The organism is candidate division Zixibacteria bacterium HGW-Zixibacteria-1, assembly GCA_002838945.1.
In the GTDB taxonomy this organism is placed as follows: domain Bacteria; phylum Zixibacteria; class MSB-5A5; order GN15; family PGXB01; genus PGXB01.
In genome coordinates this window covers 1-20,610 of the sequence record PGXB01000055.1, presented here as the reverse complement: position 1 = coordinate 20,610, position 20,610 = coordinate 1, and the positions used below count along the sequence as shown (strand labels likewise).

Below are 20,610 nucleotides of genomic sequence, written 5' to 3'. Positions count from 1 at the left end.
ACGCCGTCATTCGAGCCTGGGTTTTAAAAATCCAGTTGACTTCGAACGGGCGGCTACCCTATCTTAACTATGTGTCCATTTTTTTAGGGGAAGACCACAATAATAAACGGTGACGTTAGATATCACAATGATTCAAATAATATGCCAGATAGAAATGGAGGCGCTATCAAGATTCAATCTTCGCCTTCAATAGAAAACTGCATATTTATTAATTGTATGGCGCAATATGGTGGTGCTTTATATATTTCTAAACCCACAAGCGGTGACACTCTGGTAACGCCAACAATATTATCTTGCAAATTTGTTTCTGACTCGGCACTGTACGAATATTCAAGCACCAGTACATATAGTGGTGGAGCTATATACTGTGGTATTGGCGCAATACCAACTATTCACGACTGCTATTTTGAGAAAAACTTCGCCTGGGCATTTGGCGGGGCAATATCCGGTGGTCAGGCAGAAATTAGTAGCTGTCTATTTATTAGTAATTCCACAGATGATACATATGGTGGCGCGGCTGGTGGAGCCATTTTTGTAGGTGATTCAATGGCAATTGGCAGTTGCACATTATCAAAAAATTATTCTCCAAATGGTGGTGCTATTTATGCAGGCGAGGATTCGAGGCTATTACTCCAACATTGTATTATTGCTTTTAATTATTATACCGGTCTAAAGTGTTATAATAATTCAGTCGTGATATTTGACTGTAATAATTTTTGGAGTCATCAAAATGGACATATAGTTGGCCAGTGCGATAGTGCTGATGTCGATGAGTATACGGTATTCGAAGACCCCCTATTTTGCAACCTTACTGGCAATGACTACCAAATATCGTCATATTCGCCATGTGACGAAGACAGTAGCGAGTGCGAAATACTAATCGGCAAATATGATGACGACTGCAACTATTGCTGCAACGTTCCTGGTGACGTGAATAACGATGACGACGTAAATATACTTGACGCATCATACTTGACAGATTATTTATACAAGGGTGGCAGCGCTCCACCCTGTCCAGATGAAGCTGATTCGAATGGTAACTGTGCTATTAATATATTAGATGTAACGTACTTAATAAATTACTTGTACAAGGGGGGCCCCCCTCCAGTTTGTGGATGTGTCCTTTAATTTATGTATAATAATGTGTTTCTAAATTATTCTATTGAACATAATACCAGTCTTATTTAAACTATATTTAAAATAATAAAATTGAACGGAGAGCCGAGTGGCTCTCCGTTCTATATGACATCAAAATCTAAAATCGATATTACTTCGCGTCGAGAATCTTCTCCGCCTCGACCTTATCGACATCCATCACATATGTGATACCGCTGATGCGGGCCGCATCCTCGGTCAGCGAGGTCAGGTCGTCGCGCGAGATATACTTCATCGCGAACTTGCGGTTACCGGCCATCAACTGGCGCAGTCCCTGGGCCAGACGCTCATAGTACGTGTACAGACCGAGCGCGCCGGTCGGGATTTTCGCGAATTCATCGGCGCCCAGTTTTTCGCGCAGATCGGCCGCCGTGACGAAGACCTCGTCCACGGTCGTGCCGAACCGCTCGACATAAACCGGCACCTGGTGGGCGTCGATCGTCCGTCCAATCGTCTTGCCGACCATGGCCGCCGCAATCGGGCCGCGGGCCATACCGATCAGCTTGACAAACGGTGCGCCAAGGGCCAGACCCTTGTACATCTGATCCTCGAACGTGAAACCGCCGGCCGCCACGAGCGGCGGAACATATTCGCCGCGGTCGGACAGCCGTTTGGCATACTGATACAGCAGTGAGTGCAGTTCCACCGGCGGAATACCCCATTCGTTCATCATCCGCCACGGACTCATGCCGGTGCCGCCGCCGGCGCCGTCAACCGTGAGCAGGTCAAGTTTGTACTTCGAGGCGAACTTGACCGCGCGCGCCAGATCGGCTGGGCGATAGGCGCCGGTTTTCAGGAAGATGTACTTCGCGCCCGCTTTGCGGAGCTGCTCCACCCGCTGCGCGAAACCTTCCTCGGTCACCATGCCGACACGCGAGTGCCGCTCGAATTCCTTGAATGCGCCCGCCTCGAACGCCTTGATAACATGCGGGTCGGTCGGATTGGGCATTACCACATAACCGCGCTTGTGCAGCAATTGCGCTTTTTCGAGGCTCTTGATTTTGACTTCGCCGCCGATATTCTTGGCGCCCTGTCCCCATTTCAGCTCGACACACTTGACACCGAGTTTCTCGATGGCGTATTCCTGCACGCCGAGGCGGGTATCCTCGATATTGGCCTGCACGATGATCGCGCCGTAGCCGTCGATCTGATGATCCATGAACAGCTTGACACGGCGCTTGAGATCGACCGTATCGACCACGTGATTGTTTTCGATGACCGACTGCACATCCATACCGACCACATTTTCACCGATGGTCAGGCCGGTTCCGGCCAAGGCGGTCCCGATGGCCAGCCCTTCCCAGTTATTCTTGGCGATATCGGTAGAGCCAATACCGGGAATCATTATGGGCAGACGGAACTTGATGCCCTTGTCGTGGCCGAAATGAACTTCCAGATCGACATTGGGGAAGATGGCTTTGTCGCTGTCGGCCTCGATACCGTGAGCGCCGACGGCGGTCCCCAGAATATTGAAATGCGAATAGTCAACCGGATAAACCTTCTCGGCGGCTGTCGTGATGACGCCGAAAGGCTGCGGATAGATGACCTCATGTCCCCGGTAAGCGGACTTACCGATCTCGCACATTCCAATGCAGCCGTCAACGCAGGTGACGCACATTCCCGATGCCGGGACGACCGACCCCTCGGTTCTGTTTTTTGTCAGGGTCGCAGCCGAGGCATTTACTCTCGAATATGACATCTTGTATATTCCTCCTATAACACTTAATCTTCTTTAATTTCACAGGCCACGCAGGGCTTCATGTAACACATCATATCATCGAATCGTTCTTTTTCCACGCAGGGCGGATGAAGATTGGCACAGCCGCCGCAGATGGCCTTATCCGGCTCGGTGTAGGTGCACCGGAGTTGGCAGGCCGGGCAGACATAGATGCAGCCGCCGCACAGACGACAGACATCCGATTTGACATCAAACGGCGTTCCCAGCGAGCGCCTTTCGCCGCGCCCGCGGAAACCGATGGCCTTGGCCATCATCTGCTCCTCGCACATCCGCACGCACAAACCGCACAATATGCAGTCGTCATGTTCCTGCTTGAAGCGCTGCTGACGAACCTCGTGCGCCGAGGCCAGGTCCTGAATCACTTTCGACTGCGGACATGACGCCAGCAGGAGTTCCAGGATCATCTTGCGCGCCCGGACAACCCGCCGCGAAGCGGTGCGGACAACCATGCCTTCCTCGACGGGGTAAGTGCATGACGAGACCATGCGCGATCTCGGCTCTTCGCCGATTTCCACCACGCACAGGCGACAGGCGCCATAAGGCGACAAACCCTCCATGTGGCATAACGTGGGAATCGGAAAACCGAGAAATTGAGCCGCTTCCAGAATTGTCATACCTTCATCGACGGAAACCTGAAGTCCGTTTATCGTTAATGTAATCATGCTGACTTACCTCCCGTCGCCGCGACAGTTTCTTCTTCCGGTTCGGTTTCGGCCTTTTTGGTAAATTCCAGGTCGCACCTCAGGCAGCGGCAGGCTTCACGCGTGGCTTCTTCGAGCGAGAGCGACATCTCGACCTCGGCAAAACCCCTCTTGCGCCATTGCACCGAAGCCCTCGGTGTATCGACCCTGGCCGTTCCGGCCAGTTCCTCGCTGCCCTCGATCGGCTCGACGTAAGCCTTCGGCAGTTTGACCGTCCGCGGCTGCTTCATGGCCTCACCCTTGATATAGCGGTCGATCATCACCGCCACCCGCTTGCCGGCCGCAATGGCTTCGACAATCGTGTTGGGCCCGGTGACCAGATCACCGCCGGCAAAGACACCCGGCCGATTGGTGCACAGTGTCTCATGATCCACCTTGACACCGTTTATTTTCGGATCGGTCTCGATTTCCATGGAACTGGCGACCGAGATGCAATCTATATCCGATCCCTCACTGATGGCCACGACCAGCGTATCGAGCGGGACAACATACTGACTGCCCTCGATCGGTACCGGCCGACGGCGGCCGCTGGCGTCAGGTTCGCCCAGCTTGTTGCGCTGGCACTCGAGTCCGACCAGCCGGCCGTCCTTGGTAATGACTCTGATCGGAGTGATGAGGGTTTCGAGATGAACGCCTTCCTGAATCATGGCTTCGATCTCTTCCTCATACGCGGGCATCTCTTTGCGGGTACGCCGATAGAATATGGTCACATCTTTGGCGCCTTCCTGCCGAACCGCCACGCGGGCGGCATCGACCGCCGAGTTACCGCCGCCGATCACACCGACCGCGCCTTTGGCGCGTTTTTTGCCAAGAACATTGAATTCACGGAGGAATTGAATTGAGGGATAAACGCCCTCGGCATCCTCGCCTTCGATCTGAAGCGGCTTGCTCTTGTGAGCGCCCAGGGCCAGGAAGACCGCCTTGTAGCCGTCGTTGAGCAGACCGTCGATATTGACGTTCTTGCCCAGGGCCATATTGCACTTCAGTTCGATGTTATCATCTATGAGAGATTCTATTTCCTTTTCAATGACTTCGCGGGGAAGTCGATAGGACGGAATAGCGGTGAACATCATCCCGCCCGGTTTTCCTTCGGCCTCGAACACCGTGACCCTGTATCCCCTGAGCGAAAGGTAATGGGCCGCCGTCAATCCGGCCGGACCGGCGCCGATAATGGCCACCTTCTCGCCGTTTTCAGCGGCAGAGGCTTGTCTGACCGGTACATAAATGGAGGGATCGACACGATCGGTGACGAAACGCTTCAGAGCGCGAATTGCGATCGAATCGCCGCCGCTCGTCCCGGCCCGGCATTTTTCTTCGCACGGATGATTGCACACCCTGGCGCATACCGACGGAAACGGGTTGGCTTCCCGGATGACGGTGTACGCCTGCTCGTATTCGCCGCGCGAAATGTGGGCCACATAGCGCCATGCCTCGGTACCCAGAGGGCAGGTCGCCTGGCATGGTGCGCCGACCAGTTCCTTGCAGACGCCGGCCGGGCAGTTCTTGTTGACCACATGCTCGAGATATTCATCACGGAAATATCGCAGCGTACTCAGGACCGGATTGGAGGCCGACTGACCCAGACCGCACATGGTGGTATCCTTGACCACATGAGCCAGTTCTTCGAGCAGGTCAAGCGCCACGACGCCGCCCTTTCCTTTGGAGATATCATCCAGTATTTCGTACATCCGCTGGGTTCCCTTGCGGCAGGTGAAACACTTGCCGCATGATTCTTCCTTAAGGAAACTCATGAAGTACTTGGCGATATCCACCATGCAGGTATTATCATCCATGACAATCATACCGCCGGAGCCCATAATCGACCCGGCCTTGACCAGACTGTCATAATCAATAGGCAAATCGAACATGCCGGCGGGGATACACCCGCCCGACGGCCCGCCGGTCTGCACCGCCTTGATCTTGGCCTCACCCAAAGGCCCGCCGCCGATGTCATAAACGACCTCGCGGATCTTGATCCCGAGCGGCACCTCGACCAAACCGGTGTTCCTTATCTTCCCGACCAGCGAAAATATCTTGGTGCCGGTATTGCCGGGCACTCCGACCCTGGCAAACTCGGCCGCGCCGCGGCTGATAATGACCGGTATATTGGCGAGTGTCTCGACATTGTTGATACAGGTCGGATAACCGCCGATACCTTTTTCGATCGGGTAGGGCGGGCGCTGTCTCGGCTCACCCATGAAACCCTCGATCGATTTTATCAAGGCTGTTTCTTCACCACAGACAAAGGCACCGGCGCCCCGGACGATCTCGATGTCGAAATTGATTCCGGTACCGAGGATATTATCTCCCAACAGACCCATTTCACGCGCCTGCCGCAGGGCAATCAAGGTATGCTTGATGGCCAGCGGATATTCATTGCGGACATATACATAACCCTGGGTGGCACCGATGGCGATGCCCGCAATGATCATGCCTTCGATAATGGCATGAGGATTTCCCTCGAGCATTGACCGATCCATATAGGCACCGGGGTCGCCCTCATCCGCATTGCATACGACATATTTGGGGCCCTGACCCTTGTTGGAGGCCCTGGCCAGCTCCCATTTTCTGCCGGTTGGAAAACCGGCCCCGCCGCGCCCCCGCAATCCCGATCCCTTGATTTCGCTGATGACCCAGTCGGGGTCCATTTTCAGCAACACTTTTTCCAGGGCGGCATATCCGCCGTTTTCGACATAATCGAAAATCCTGATCGGATCCAGCTTCTCATTGTTGCCAAGGATGGTTCGGGTCTGTTTCCGAAAAAACGGAATATCGTCCTGGCTTTTGTAAATCTTTTTCCCGGATAGTTCTTTGTATATCAACTGCTCGTCGATAAATCCGCCCAGTGCCGCCTCGATCACCCGGGGAACATCTTCCATTTTCAACTTGGGATAGAGATGCTGACCGGGCTGTATAAGAATGAACGGTTCCACTTCGCAGAAACCCTGACAGCCCGTTATCCTGAGAGCAATCTTTTCTCGAAGATTGCGCTCGATGATATATCGCTTTATAACCCTGATGATATCGTTGGCTCCGCTTGCCTGCCCGCATGTCCCGGCGCTTACGACCAGTGTCAATTTCTCATATTGAGCATCTTTTTCACTCAATATTCGACTGCGGAACTCAGCAAATTCGCCAACGGATGAAATTCTCCTCATATTGAAATCTCCCTTGATTCTTCACATAGCCGTTCATCATTCGATCGAACTGCCGCTGAGATCCAGCAAATGTCCCTTACAGCCGCGGCGGGAACAAATCTGCACGATGCCCCCTCCCCGCACGATCATCGGCACCATCCTCGCCCCGCATTCCCCGCAACTGGCGCCGCCGATCATCTCGGCATGACAATGCGGGCAGAAAATATTGATGATGGTATCGGGAGGTATCTCGTGCTCCGAATCCACATGATAGCTGCCGTAAAGGCTCGACATCGTCAGACGACCATGCTTGCTGCCGAATGATGCCGTCACGCGAATGGCGGGATAACCGTCAATCAGGTGCCGGGAATCCATCAGGCTGTGGTTGCAGCGGGCGCAACTGACTTCAACCGAAAAGACCCGCTGATCGGTATCGATCCGGACCAGGTCAATGCCGCTTTTGGCCCGGGCCAGAATATCTTTCACCATCGACGTCTTCACCTTCGAAAAGTAACGACCGTCCACGACGACAATCGGTCCCAAGGCGCAGGCCCCGAGACAATTAACCGTCTCCAGCGTAAATTCTTTATCCGGAGTCGTTTCGCCGGCTTTGATGCCAAGGTTCTTTTCGATTTCCCGGGCAATGGCCGGCCCGCCCCTCACATGACAGGCAGTCCCCAGACAGGCCGAAACAAGATGTCTTCCGCGAGGCTTCAGACTGAACGCTTTATAAAATGTCGCGGCGCCATAGATGTCCACCAGCGAGCGTCCCGTCTCTTCCGCCACCCGGCGCAAAACTTCCTCGGGAAGATACCCATATTTGGCCTGTACCTGTAAAAGGATAGAAACAAGTCCGCCATGATGCCCATTGTTCTTTTTCACAATATCAGTAAACTCTGCTTGCTCCATTATTCAACCTTTCGTTGAACGTCCTCTCTATTTAATGTTTAGATGCTTCTTCGTAAGGTTCCCTTCGCCTCAGCGGTACTCCTCACAGTGCCAGACTCCCCCCTCGAGTTTGGGAAGAGTGCAACAGTCACGATCGGCGCAATTGACACATAGCCCTTTCAATTGCACCGGCACGCCGTCGGCATCGGAGACCGCCTCGCCGGAAACGGCAGTAGTATAATCCCGGCTGTCATCACCGGGAGTGGATGTAATCAGGTTATCAAAGGTTTCGCAGTAAATTGCGTCAAAACCCCTTTTGGCACGGTAAAAACAGGTCCCGACATTGTTGCAGGAAGAGCAAAGGCCTGATGAGTGAATTTCGGAAGGGCTGAGCATGTGTAAACCCTCCTTTTCGCCCTTAATGCGTTTGTTTTAATGAAAAAGGGACATGCCTGATTTTCTCAAAATTAGCAAGGAGTTGAGGAAAACACGCCGACATGTCCCTAATCACTTTATATTCGAACAAATTCTTAATTCTATCCGTGCAGTTTAGAATTATTGTTCGCATACAGACATTAATGTAACAACTTATGTACCAAGCTGTTTTATTCGCCCGGAACCGGTTCAAGAAATATCGAAAATAGCCCTTATATCATCTTATCTTGTTAAGGTGCAACTGGTTCCAAATAATATCATCTACATAAATCTACATCTTCCCAAATCCACATAAGTCAATAAAAGACAAGAAAATGCGGGTAAATGTGTCTCAATGGGGAGAAACTCCCCGATTTCCGCAATTTGGAAGATGCTGAATGCCAAATGGTTACTAATGTTATCCTGTATCGCGGTTCAGGAAAGCCCAAAAAAAACCGGGCTTATTCAGCCCGGATAATATCATAACGCTGGAAAGCATCACAAACAAATCCCGCGCTTATGAAATGGCCGCTTTCTCGAGCTCAGAGACGGCGCCGGTCTTAGTTGTATTCCTCGCAGAATAAAACATTTTTCGGATTCCTGGTGCTGACACAGACAGCCCTGGAGTCGCAGTTGCAGCAAAGGCCAAGACTGGTATCAATCGTCTCGACAATATACTGACTGAAATCGGTAATCGGTTTGCCGGAAATCGAACTGGCGCCGGCCGGATACTGAAACTCTTCGCAGTACATTACCGATGCCCCGCCGTTCTTTTTGTAGGCGCAGCTGTTGATCCCAACACAGTTCGAGCAAATGCCCTCGTTCATTTCGATCTTCATATTGTCGGCAGGTAAGTTTTTCACGAGTACTCCTCCTATTCAAAACCTTCTGGTCCCGCAAAGCGAAACCTTAGTAATTTCTTCAGAGGCATTTCGCAAGAAGCGTGCCATCCCCGTAAAAACGGCGGATAATAAGTCACCCTCCCGAATTCCATATCATGCAGCGTGGGTCAAAGTTGTATTTACATACAGTGCCTGACAATCAATCATGAATACTGATTATCCGTGTATTTCCGAGGACCGGTTCAATTTCTTTATTCAATTGCAATCCAGACAGTTAAGACAGAAGTATCGGTTCATTACGGAATAACTATACCGGATTATCTATTATATGAACAGACGATGATTATTTGATAAATCGAATGGAGTTTATATCCATGATATTGGTCATTGATATTAGAATAAATTGCCAAGACGAGTTGACTAATAATAATATATATTATCCATTTTATGACGGAAAATCGGGGAGTTATGAACCGGCGGGGAGTAATTCACCAAACAAATCGATGATCATTCGGGCTTTGTATCCTTGAGTTTTTCTCGTAATGTTTTCCTGTCGATTCCCAGAATTTCAGCCGCTTTCGTCTTATTGCCAGAGACACTTGACAGCACATTCTTGATGTACTCCAGTTCCACATCGGCCAGCGAGCGATTCAGGCCGGTTGTCGTCGATACCGAGAACCTCATCGAAGGCGGCAGCTCGGCGACATCGATAGTTTCGGAATCGGTCATGACAATCAACCGGTGCATCAGGTTTTCCAGCTCGCGGACATTTCCGGGCCAGTAATAATTCTTCAGTGCCGCCAGCACTTCATCGGTAAAATGCGGCGCCTGTTTACCGTACTCTTCGGCGTACTTCCCGGAAAAATGCCGGGTCAATAAGAGCACATCATCGCCGCGGTCGCGAAGCGGCGGTACCGCGATGGTGATCACCGACAGGCGGAAATACAAATCCTCGCGGACGGCGCCCTTGTTGACAAGGTTCAGCAGGTTTTTGTTCGTCGCCGCAACAATCCGGACATCGACTTTACGGGTGCGGCTGTCGCCAACCATGCTTACTTCACGATTTTGCAGGACCCGCAAAAGTTTGACCTGCATGGATAGCGATGTTTCGCTGATCTCGTCCAAAAAGATGGTGCCCCCCTCGGCCGTTTGGAAAAACCCGGCCCGCGATTCGGTGGCCCCGGTGAAGGCGCCTTTGACATGTCCGAACAACTCGCTTTCAAGAAGACCTTCCGGGATACCCCCGCAGTTCACCGGGACAAACGGCGCCGAGGCCCGCGGACTGTTGTAATGAATGGCCCGGGCCACGAGCTCCTTTCCGGTGCCGCTCTCTCCCGTTATCAGAACCGTGGCCGATGTCGAGGCCGCCTTTCTGATCGATTTCTGTATTTTCTGCATGACGGCCGATTCACCGATCAAACCTTCCAGGGTACGCAGCTCCGCCAGTTCTTCCCCGCCGGCGGCGCGGCGCGTATTTTGTTTTTCCAGAATCTTTTTGACGGCCGCCAGAAGCTCATCATCGGTGAACGGTTTGGAGAGGTATTCCTCGGCGCCGATCTTGATCGCCTTCACGGCGCTTTCCACCGTAGCGAAGCCGGTGATCATCATCACTTCGGTGTCCTGCAGATTTTCGCGGACATGCCGCACCAGATCGAGCCCGCTGATCTTGGGCATTTTCAAATCGGTGATAACCAGGTCAACCTCGGTGCCGTTCAGGAATTGAATGGCCTCGGCGACCCCGCCCGCCGTGAAAACTTTATATCCCTGAGAGGTCAGGTTGCGCTGCAGAATTTCCAGCGTATCCGCAGCATCATCGACAACCAGTATGGACGCCTTCTCTTTAGGCATCATGTCTCTCCTCATTTATATCCACTTTTTTGACGCCGTTTACGGGCAGACGCACCTCGAACCGCGAGCCTTTGCCCGGCTCGCTGTCAACTATGACAAAACCGTCATGCGCCGCGACGATACCATGCACTACCGACAATCCCAGTCCCGTCCCCTCATCGACATCCTTGGTCGTGAAGAACGGTACGAAGATTTTTTTCATGACTTCTTCCTTCATACCCGACCCGTTGTCTTCGACAACGAGCGAAACATGCTCGCCCCGGCGCAAAGTCGATATTGTCACTACCCCGCCACTGGGCGTTGACTGGATGGCATTGACAACCAGATTAACCAGCACCTGGTACATCTGGGCGCGGTCGGCCACGATTTCAGGAAGATCATCGGCCAGATTTTTTACCAGTTCGATTCCCGCTTTCTGGCAGCGCGAAGTCAGGAAGTACAACCCTTCCCTGACGACCTGGCTCAGATTGACAAGCTCCTTCTGCGGCGGTGACTGCCGTGCGAAGATCATTAGCTTGCGGACTATTTCGCGGGCGTGTAGCGAAGCTTTTTCTATCTTATCGATATCCAGAGCGACCTGCTCCGAAATTCCCCCGGATTTTTGCGCCAGTTGCGCGAACCCGAGGATGCTCCCGAGCGGCTCATTCAGCTCATGCGCCACACCGGCAGCCAGCTGGCCGATTGTCGCCAGGCGGTCGGCATGGCGAAGCTGCTCGCGAAGCCGCGACTTTTCTTCCTCCGCCTCCTTGCGCTCGACAATCAGCGCGATTTCATTGGCGATGGCGTTGATAAGATCGCGCTCTTCCTTCAGAAACGGCCCTTCATCCAGATCGGACATTTTCCTTAGGTACACGATTTCCACCACCCCGCGCTTGATGCCGTCGGCGAAAATATCGGCCGATTGCTTCTGCACCCCTTTATCGAATCCTTCGGTAGTATATTCTCCTTTATCCAGCCTGATACGGGTCGCCGCCACGTGAGGGTACAGCCATCCCGGCGGAAGCAGTGTTACCGCATTCTGCAGGATCGCCTCCAGCGAAATTCCCGGGCGTGCCGACACCTTGGCGATACCATACAGGCAGGTCAGCTCCTTGACACGTTCTCTCAGCGCCACCTGGGCTCTCCGGTAGGTGAATGATATCCCCAGAATCTCGGAAATTTCTTCCAGCAGAAGCATTTTCTCCCTGGTGAAATGGCCGACATCGGCCGCCTTCAAGATGATGAGCCCCTGTTTGAGCTCCTCGATGGTAAATGGAATTACGGCCAGCGATTTATAATGGGCCTCTATTTTGATGGTCCGCGATGTGCTATTAATCATAAAGCCGTCTTCGACATTGTCGATTCCGAAACTGCCCCCGGCCGTGAACTGCGGACATGAGTCCACATGCCGCCCGGAAACAACATCCTCGCAGACTCTTTCGAGGTCGGTGTCGATATCGAAACAGGGTATCGCTTTTCGCTCCGAATCGAGCCGCGCGTCCCTTCTTTTCAGATAAAACGATTCCTGCTTGCCGCCGGTGATGCCGCTGCAATACAGGGTGCCCCGTTCCAGCACCCGCAGTTCCATAAAATCGCAGTCACAGAAACTGACCAGAAGCGTCGTAATTTTTTTGATATATTCATTGCGCGGAAGCCCCTTGTGGGCCAGACTGAGAATGCGCCGCGACAGCGTTATGAGATCATGCGCCGTTTTGGACTCGGCATTATCATTATTATATGTATCATCCGGCTTATTCAAAACCGCACCCCCAACCATCGTATCGGGAAAATATTCCCCGATTGCTTTGCGGGATGTAGTCTTATTTTGACCTTAAAGAACCGTCGTCGGCCAGTCATTCGGATTGAATCTCCTTGCTATGTTGAGATATCAGACTCACTTATAATGTATATCATAAGGAGGCGATTGGCAAGCCAACCGGGTAATAAATCCCCAATTTTTTTAAGAGAGGTTTTTTACATATCTCAGATTGGCAGGCAACCCGGCGAGGTATGTTTTGCTTATCTTATTGTATTACAATGTGTTTGCTTCAATAAACCCGCGTCCGTCGAAATCCCTTTAGTTCCGCTGACACGGGGCGAAGGGGTTTCGACATTGTCTTCCTGCAATTATGCTGTTTTGTCATTCCCGCCCGCCACGGCGGATAAACTCTGGCGGGAATCCATTCCGTGGTAACCCGCCGCTTTAAGGCAGAGTTCTACTGTATCGGCCAACCCCCGTGCTTGTCGATTGATTTATCGATCTCTGACATTAAGCGAATTGTCTCTGACAAAGCCGAAACAATATGACAATAATGTACGACATCATCATGATTCAAAATCCGCCCTTTGCGGTCTTTGAGCCACTTCTGGCAGACCTGATACCCTCCGATATGAAACGCCCACACTTCCGGCGGCACTCCCTCGAAATACTGTGTTTCATTGATCCACACACGCCCCGGCTGTTTCCCTTTCGGCTCGGTGTAGCGCACCTTATTCACTTCATTGCCGTCGTTAATCGCAAATCTGGCCATATCCGGGCCATGTTTTTCCATCAGGTGCAATCCCACCAGCTCACCGCCAAGCTCGCATAGCTCACGGAATAGGCTTTTATTCGATGTTAGCGGAACTCGTGGAAAATCTATCTTAAGGAATTCGGCATATCGTGTACGGTATGTCGGCGAATGAAAAACGGCGTATATATAATTAAACACATCCGCAGGACTAAAGCCGCAGTCGGAATAAGGCCTGCCATTTATTATATATTTTAAGTTTATTTTGTTTGAAAAAGCCATAATGAAATCATTATTCAAATTTGGTCTACGGTCAGTGTAGCCTAGTTGGATGTCGTTATTATTGAATAAATCTGATTTCTCCAACGCAAGATAGATATAGAGAGGGAAATGAAAATTGACTTCCTTGAGTGACACTGTATGATGCTGAATAATGTGTTTCGTACAAAACACATGCTCCCAGCCTCTGCCTATCTCTATTGATCTTGTTGTACTCAAAGCAAGATTTGTACCATGTATCATATGTTGCATTATATCAAAACGAGGCCGGTCAATCATATATTTTGCGTAAAAAAGTTTCCTAATATCAAATGGCCTATATAGTATATCGACTATCTTATTAATTCTATCGGCATCCAAACGTGCCTTCTTTCGAGCCTCTGTTAATTTCCACTCCCTAGTGTCTCCCAATGGATATCTAGCACTTGCCTTTTTATTGAAATACTTATTGCGTACAGTCTCATCATTGATGTCATTGCCTACAAACACATTAATCTTCTTCGCAAGACCATCATTTGAAATATCTACCACCAGATTATCTCTTGAAGTAACTATTCCAACAACATAATTTTCAAAAATCTTCGTTATTTTGTTATATGCAGTATACTCTTGTTGTATAATATCATCTTTATTAGTAAAAAGATAATACGGAGATTGTTTTAAGGTTCTATTCCAACCTGTGTCGGCCGTACTACTGCTATGTAATTTATTGTATTTCCCCTTTCGATTTCCCCACATTTCTCTATGTAATATATTATCTTTGTCTTTGAATGGATTTCCTTTTTTTACAAATATTCCTATCGCCACGCCCTGCTGAATATCGAAAACATTTTCATCTTTGGAACCGTCGGGGCATTTCTCTTTCTTTTTGGTATTGCCATGCAAATCGAGAATATAAATATCCTCGAAAGTATTCATCAGGCTCTGCCGCATACCTCGAAATGTCGGGTTATCCAGATAACCATGATTACTGATAAAGCCGAGAATACCATAGCCGGTCTTCTCTATACGCCACTGAGCAAAGCGAATAAATTTTACATAATCGTCATTCAGCCATTTGGGGTTACGTTCGCCCAATGGCTTACCGTCAACTTCAAAATAATTTCCGGTATTTTCTCCGGTCAGTGTATCTTTGCCGCGCAGTAAATTATGAATCCAGTCTCCTTTGTTTGCCGAGTGTCCCGAATATGGCGGATTGCCCAGTATGACCATAACCGGCTTTTCGATCTTCACTTTCCCGGCGGCATTGGCTTCTTCGGCGACCCAGCGGTCAAAACCAAGAAAGCCTTCAATGTCAAGGGCTTCCTCAAGCGTATTAGTCATGAAGATATTCAGGCGCTCATCCGAGCCAAAATCATAGCCAAAATCCTTCAACTGCAAGGCAAGCTTGAGATGGGCCACTGCATAAGGAGCCATGAGCAACTCGAAACCAAAAAGGCGCGGCAAAAGATGCTCCGTAACATAGCTCGACCAAGTCCCCCTCAGCCCCTTTTGTGTTAGATGTTCATGAATGTGGTCGATTACGCCGTGCAGAAAAGTGCCGGTGCCGACCGCCGGATCTAGTATAAGAACCTTGTGGCATTCGCCCACTTTTTCCTGTTTTTTATTTCCCTTTTCGTCCTCGACCGTTTTGTAAATCGGGATTTTCGTGGTGTCGGCCAGGCCGTCCGCAATGCCGAAATCGGTTTTAAGAATATGGTCGATACTCCGGACAATATATGACACCACCGGCTTGGGCGTATAATATACCCCGCGCATCTCCCGCAAACGGGGATCGTAGGCCGCCAGAAATGTCTCATAAAAATGCACTACCGGATCATCCTGCCGCGTCCGCTTGCCGAAATCTTTCAGAATCCCCTCAATATCGGCCCGGTTGAGCAGTTCGGCCAGATTATCGACCGCCCACCTCACCCGTTCATCCAGATCGACCCCGGCCATATGATCGAACATTTTGCGCAAAAAGGGGTTGGTTTTCGGTAAATCATCGATGGCACTTTTGCGGTCGAACGGCTTGCTTTCGTCATGATTGCACCGGGCGGCAAAAAGGCCATAACATATTGTCTGGGCATACATATCGGCGAATTTGACCGAATCGAGATCATGTAAAAGCACCTTGCGGAAGCCTTCCATTTCCTCATGGAATTTACCGCCTTTATCTTCCGATGCGAATGCCTTGACAATAATATCGCGGATAATCTGCGCCAGCGAAGCCATCCGTGCCGCCAGGTCTTTGGGCGTTCCCACCGTCACCGTCTGCGCTGCAAAAAACTCGGTCAACAATCGCCGGAATTCTTCCTCGCCATCTTTTACCTTTTTCAGCTTTCCTTTAGTATCAAGCGAGGCCAGCCGGGCGGTCATTCGATGCTCTCCGTTATAATACCAGCGGAATTCAAGATAATCAGTCAATATAAGATTGGGCAGACCTTCGCAAAAGCGCTTGAATTGTTCCCCGTCATGCGTCTTTGGTTTTTTGCGCGCCGAATCAATTACGATGTCATCAAGCGATTTACCGATATCTTTTGCTTCGAAATATCCTATCGGGATAACGCCGCGATTTATAATCAAATCAGGCGCGCCGCATTCAATTCGCCGGCCGTCATTAATAACCTCAACTTCGCTGTTGAGAGCCTTTAACATATTTTCCAGAGCCGGTCGATAGGTATGCTCGCGGGCCTGCCCGGTGGCCAGTTTCTTCTCAACATCCTTGAGGTATTTTGATATTTCTTTATCCGACATGGAAATGAATTAAATATTTTAATCTTATTTAGACAAGCATTTTATTTGGGGAGCTTTTTCGGCCAATCTACACCGCAAAAACCGCATCAATCTGATGGTAAATTGGTCAGCGGGGGGTATTATAGAGGAGTATTTCTTTTATTATGGCTATAAGCTTGTCAAAAATTCGGATCGTCCATACCTTATTTGGGGCAGATCATTTTTTCCACGGGGAATGAGTTTTGAACTTTTTTAAAAACGCAAAAACAAACCCAATTCCGCGTAACCGTAAGGAAACACGTCGATTACGAAGAAAACTCGACTGGATTTGAGAAAGTGTTTACACCACTTTGGTGGTAAATTTGTCAATTCCGGATCATGAGAGTATTCGGATCCCAGACCGGAAGGACAATCGGTTTCTTGTCATACAGCTTCAGGATTTCTTCCGGCACGTACTCCTTCTTGACGATGACGCTGTAAACATAGGCCCCGAACCAGTCGTTATACATCGCCCAATAGCCGCTGCTGCCGTTCTTGTCGCCCCAGCTGTTCTCGACCTGCCACTTGACCGGCTTGTCATTCAGGATATCGACACCGATCATGAGCATCATGTGGTTGGAAGTGCTTTCATAATAGTTGCACATGTCGGCCTTGGACATGCTCAGGTCGGTGTTGAACACTGTACCATAATCGTAAATATTCATCGCCATAATGCCGTCCTCGCGATCCTGATCTTTGCCGACATCACACGCAAACAAGACCGGGTCATCATTGAGAATTGACTTCATGGCAATCGCTTTCAGATTTTCGACCGGCACACTGACATACTCGAGATCCTTGCCGTCGTACATATTGCGGGCCATTGATGCCACGAAATGATTGTTATATTCGCGTGTCGGATTATCGAAGATATTGACATACTGATCCAGATCGACCGCGACCACTTCTTCGAAGAATTTCTTCGGCGTATATGTTCCGGCCACGATCAGGCGATTGTCGATATTGGCATTGGCAGTACTGTCGGCCGTCGTGTCGGTATCGGTTTTGGTGGTATCCCTGATCTCATAGCGCCACACGAATTCGGTCGGAGGCTCACCCAGATTGACGATCAGGATTTTATAAACATCGGCCAGGATTTTATCTTTTTCGGCGCGAAGCTCTTTCACCGGCCTGCCGGCCTGGTGCATCTTCCGTATCGCGGCGGCGCCGGTGCGGAGTTTTCGTTCCAGGATATTATTCATTTCGCCGGTGTTGCCGGAGCTGTTGGTTTCCGGCATGATTTCTTTGGGAACGGCGCCGTATTTTTTGATAAGCTCAACGGTGTATGACCAGTAGCCGCCGTCACCGATCGGGTGCCGCAGAATTTCGGACAGCTCGCGGTCGAAAGTGTCGCGGTCGCGCATTTCGATGACAAACTCGAGAAAAGTGTTGGATTTTTCCATTTTGTCCCAGAAGGCCAGATAGTTCTGCGAGAACTCGAAGTTGTCAAGATTGTATTTATCGATGACAACGGGACGAAACATATTTAGACTGGAAAACAGCCAGCATCGCCCGGACGATTTCTGGTTGGTAATCCCCTTGGTCTTGATCTTGTGGCTGTAAATTTCATTATGCTCACGCAAGATATCGCGATTGAGGGCCAGCTTGCTGAGGTTGTTGTTGGTGACAGCATTGTACATGGCACGATTATACCTGTCCATCTCGAATGAGGCGCGGATTTTGGCGACATTGTCGGCGGATAATCCACCTTCGCCGGACATGGCGGGCAATGAACATGCAAACAATACTACGGCGGTTAAAATCGGCGTCAGCCAGTTGACACGATACTTCATAATGACTCCTTCCGGGCGGCAGTTAGCGGCTTGAATAATATAAAAATATACTTGTCGGAAAGTCGAATGTCAAGATGGACGATTTACAAAACTGTCCCTGAATGTACAGTATTAAAACGAGAACGAAAAATACTTACACGTGATTACGAAGCATCAGTTCTTTGGGATGCGGGTTCAGATAAATCTGGTTTTTGATATATTCGATATTGTGTTTGAATACATAGTGTTTTACGAGTGTCAGCGGGACCACCAGAGGCACCAGAAGATTATGATAATCATCGATTTGCTGGAGGATATATTGCTTATCTTCGGGCGTCAGGTGATTTTTCAAGTAGCCCAGAATGTGCTGGAGAACATTGACATTCTTTTTGGCGGTGGCATGAACGGCCAGGCAACTCATAAAAATGGAGGAATATTTTTCTCTGAATTCGGATGGCTTATAATCCGAAACAGCCGCTACCAGTTGGCCAAGCTGCCCATAATGCTTGGGACTGTGCGCCATCAGGAGATACTTGTGGGCGGTATGAAACTCGACAATGGCCCGGCGGCCGGTCCGGCCCTCAAACAACTGCTGCAGTCTGTGATAGGCAAATATTCTGACAATGAAATTATCCCGAAGAACCGCATCATTGAGCCGCCCTTCTTCTTCTACCGGCATAAGCGGGAACTGTTTTATCAACGCTGATGCATACATACCCTGCCCGTTTCTTTCGGCAATATGTTCGGAATAGACTTTGACCCGTTCCATACCGCAACTGGGCGAATCTTTCTTGAGGATATACCCCGAAAGGTTATCTTTTTCCAGCTGCCTGACACGCGCGGTATTATACTTGTTCATTCGTTCGGTCCAGTCCGTTCCTGTTTTATTCCCGACCATCCGGGGCGCATCCGGACTTCCGACCAGTCTGACCGCCTCGCGCGGGATAGGCATCCCGACCTCGACTTCCGGGCAAACCGGGACAAACTTGAAATATGGGCCCAAAATATCAGTGATATACCGGTCATGTTTATGACCCGAATCAAAACGCACCTTGAACCCGAGCAGGCAGGAGCTTATCCCGACCCTTATGCGGGGATCATCCGATGGTTTTTGCGACATGGTCATGTCCTTTATATAATATCCGGTTTTATTCTATTACTACCGACGAGCGGCCAGTTCGGCGATTCGACGCACCATTCCCTTGAATACCAGGGCATGAATGGGATAAACGGTGTACCAGTACAACAGACCGAGCAATCCCTTCGGATAGTACCTGGCGGTTTGCACCAGTCGGGCGCGATTTTCGGCGAGCGGCCGGACCTCGAATTCCAGCCAGGCCTGCCCCCATACCTTCATCTCCGCCCTGAGAAGCATCTTCCTGCCGGGAATATATTCCTCGACTCTCCAAAAATCAAGCGCTTCGCCGGCTTCGAGTTCGACCGGGTGACGGCGTCCGCGGCGCAGGCCCACACCACCCAATTGCTTATCAATAAAACCCCGCAGTTTCCAGAGCCAGTCGGCATAGTACCAGCCGTTATTACCGCCAATGGAAGAGATAATCGAGAAAAGTCTCTTATCCGAAGAATCGACTTCGATTTCTCTACGGTCTGTGCGAAGATGTGACGGATCAACCGGCGCCAGGTCGGAAACGGAAGTAGCCGAGGTCCAGGTGGTTTCGATATCGTGATTGCGAACCCGGGCCAGGGCGCGATCGACCGCTTCATCCAGAGAAAGCGGTTTGAATTGAAATATATCCCGAGCCTCGTCGTTTTCGCAAATGGTTTCATGTCGCAATCCCTCGATCAGCGGCCGCGCGACCTGCGTCGGTACCGGCGTAACCAGATTGACCCAGTATGACGAAAGCCGAGGGGTCAGTACCGGAACCTGAATAAGAAATCTTTTCAACCCCAATGCTCTCGCCACCGACAGCATCATATCGCGATAAGTGGAAATATCCGGTCCTCCGATATCGATGGTACGGCCGATTGTCTCCGGCTTATCGAGCGCGTCAATAAGATAGCGCAACACATCCGAAATACCGATCGGCTGCGTCCTGGTATATACCCAGCGGGGACAGATCATCATGGGCAAACGATTGACCAGGTGATGGATCATTTCAAACGAGGTCGATCCCGACCCGATTATGACGGCGGCACGAAATTCAGTAAGGGGAGTATTTCCGGACCTTAGCAGGTCGGCCACTTCATGCCGGCTGCGCAGGTGTTTTGATTGCCCATCATCACGTTTTCCGAGCCCTCCGAGATATATAATTCTCTTTACCGATGCTTCATTGGCGGCTTTCACCACATTAATTGCGGCCGTATGATCAAGTTTTTCAAAATCGGCCTGGCCGGCCGCCATGGAATGAATGAGATAGTAAACGACCTCGACGCCATCGAAAGCATCAGGCAATGTCTCCGGCTTCAGGACATCGCCCTCGAATATCTCGACCGCCTCCCATTTTTTGCCGGTGACCTTCCTCCTGTCGCGTACCCCTAAATTCACAAACGAAGTGCAACACCTGTATAAGGTGTTGTTATGGGACAAATCTACAAACAACTTACGGTTGAAGAACGGTGCGAAATTGCCCGT

At 50.4% G+C, this 20,610-nt stretch carries 13 protein-coding genes; 1 reads left to right on the top strand and 12 read right to left on the bottom strand.

The annotated features are described in order from the left end of the window. The first annotated feature begins 141 nt into the window (after positions 1-141). The gene (locus CVT49_15185; GenBank protein ID PKK82161.1) at positions 142-1,128 is read left to right on the top strand and encodes a hypothetical protein; all 987 of its coding nucleotides are present in this window, start codon (positions 142-144) and stop codon (positions 1,126-1,128) included. A 139-nt stretch (positions 1,129-1,267) separates the two neighbouring features. On the opposite strand, the gene CVT49_15180 is transcribed toward CVT49_15185, so the two are convergent. The 12 genes from CVT49_15180 to CVT49_15125 form a co-directional block, all read right to left on the bottom strand. Then, positions 1,268-2,854, bottom strand: coding sequence for an FMN-binding glutamate synthase family protein (locus CVT49_15180; protein ID PKK82160.1), 1,587 nt, complete (start codon positions 2,852-2,854; stop codon positions 1,268-1,270). 23 nt (positions 2,855-2,877) lie between these two features. Beyond that, entirely contained in the window at positions 2,878-3,555 is a 678-nt protein-coding gene (locus CVT49_15175) for a hypothetical protein (GenBank protein PKK82159.1), read from the bottom strand. Continuing rightward, the gene (locus CVT49_15170; GenBank protein PKK82158.1) at positions 3,552-6,752 is read right to left on the bottom strand and encodes a hydrogenase; all 3,201 of its coding nucleotides are present in this window, start codon (positions 6,750-6,752) and stop codon (positions 3,552-3,554) included. Before CVT49_15170 ends, CVT49_15175 begins: the two co-directional genes overlap by 4 nt. 36 nt (positions 6,753-6,788) lie before the next feature. Then, positions 6,789-7,640, bottom strand: a complete 852-nt coding sequence (locus CVT49_15165; GenBank protein PKK82157.1) for a hypothetical protein — start codon at positions 7,638-7,640, stop codon at positions 6,789-6,791. Positions 7,641-7,709: 69 nt separating this feature from the next. Then, positions 7,710-8,015, bottom strand: coding sequence for a hypothetical protein (locus CVT49_15160; protein PKK82156.1), 306 nt, complete (start codon positions 8,013-8,015; stop codon positions 7,710-7,712). Positions 8,016-8,593: 578 nt separating this feature from the next. Beyond that, positions 8,594-8,872 (bottom strand): hypothetical protein, encoded by a 279-nt coding sequence (locus tag CVT49_15155; protein ID PKK82155.1) that lies wholly within the window; start codon positions 8,870-8,872, stop codon positions 8,594-8,596. A 510-nt stretch (positions 8,873-9,382) separates the two neighbouring features. Continuing rightward, positions 9,383-10,723 (bottom strand): sigma-54-dependent Fis family transcriptional regulator, encoded by a 1,341-nt coding sequence (locus CVT49_15150; GenBank protein PKK82162.1) that lies wholly within the window; start codon positions 10,721-10,723, stop codon positions 9,383-9,385. After that, on the bottom strand, positions 10,716-12,479 hold the full coding sequence (locus tag CVT49_15145; GenBank protein PKK82154.1) for a hypothetical protein: 1,764 nt from the start codon (positions 12,477-12,479) through the stop codon (positions 10,716-10,718). Before CVT49_15145 ends, CVT49_15150 begins: the two co-directional genes overlap by 8 nt. Positions 12,480-12,918: 439 nt before the next feature. Next, entirely contained in the window at positions 12,919-16,227 is a 3,309-nt protein-coding gene (locus CVT49_15140; GenBank protein ID PKK82153.1) for a DNA methyltransferase, read from the bottom strand. Positions 16,228-16,571: 344 nt separating this feature from the next. Then, positions 16,572-18,038, bottom strand: coding sequence for an aminopeptidase (locus CVT49_15135; protein ID PKK82152.1), 1,467 nt, complete (start codon positions 18,036-18,038; stop codon positions 16,572-16,574). 133 nt (positions 18,039-18,171) lie between these two features. Further along, positions 18,172-19,143 carry a DUF1722 domain-containing protein gene (locus CVT49_15130; GenBank protein ID PKK82151.1) on the bottom strand — a complete coding sequence of 324 codons (972 nt, stop codon included), beginning with the start codon at positions 19,141-19,143 and terminating at the stop codon, positions 18,172-18,174. 33 nt (positions 19,144-19,176) lie between these two features. Then, positions 19,177-20,610: DUF2867 domain-containing protein (locus CVT49_15125; protein ID PKK82150.1), on the bottom strand; the 1,434-nt coding region annotated here is incomplete at its 5' end.

Excerpts from the sequence above, each read along its gene's own strand:
- CVT49_15160 (PKK82156.1), bottom strand. The coding sequence starts at position 8,015 with ATGCTCAGCCCTTCCGAAATTCACTCATCAGGCCTTTGCTCTTCCTGC.
- CVT49_15155 (PKK82155.1), bottom strand. The coding sequence starts at position 8,872 with ATGAAGATCGAAATGAACGAGGGCATTTGCTCGAACTGTGTTGGGATC.
- CVT49_15170 (PKK82158.1), bottom strand. The coding sequence starts at position 6,752 with ATGAGGAGAATTTCATCCGTTGGCGAATTTGCTGAGTTCCGCAGTCGA.
- CVT49_15135 (PKK82152.1), bottom strand. The coding sequence starts at position 18,038 with ATGAAGTATCGTGTCAACTGGCTGACGCCGATTTTAACCGCCGTAGTA.
- CVT49_15185 (PKK82161.1), top strand. The coding sequence starts at position 142 with ATGCCAGATAGAAATGGAGGCGCTATCAAGATTCAATCTTCGCCTTCA.
- CVT49_15165 (PKK82157.1), bottom strand. The coding sequence starts at position 7,640 with ATGGAGCAAGCAGAGTTTACTGATATTGTGAAAAAGAACAATGGGCAT.
- CVT49_15130 (PKK82151.1), bottom strand. The coding sequence starts at position 19,143 with ATGACCATGTCGCAAAAACCATCGGATGATCCCCGCATAAGGGTCGGG.
- CVT49_15140 (PKK82153.1), bottom strand. The coding sequence starts at position 16,227 with ATGTCGGATAAAGAAATATCAAAATACCTCAAGGATGTTGAGAAGAAA.
- CVT49_15180 (PKK82160.1), bottom strand. The coding sequence starts at position 2,854 with ATGTCATATTCGAGAGTAAATGCCTCGGCTGCGACCCTGACAAAAAAC.
- CVT49_15175 (PKK82159.1), bottom strand. The coding sequence starts at position 3,555 with ATGATTACATTAACGATAAACGGACTTCAGGTTTCCGTCGATGAAGGT.
- CVT49_15150 (PKK82162.1), bottom strand. The coding sequence starts at position 10,723 with ATGCCTAAAGAGAAGGCGTCCATACTGGTTGTCGATGATGCTGCGGAT.
- CVT49_15145 (PKK82154.1), bottom strand. The coding sequence starts at position 12,479 with ATGGTTGGGGGTGCGGTTTTGAATAAGCCGGATGATACATATAATAAT.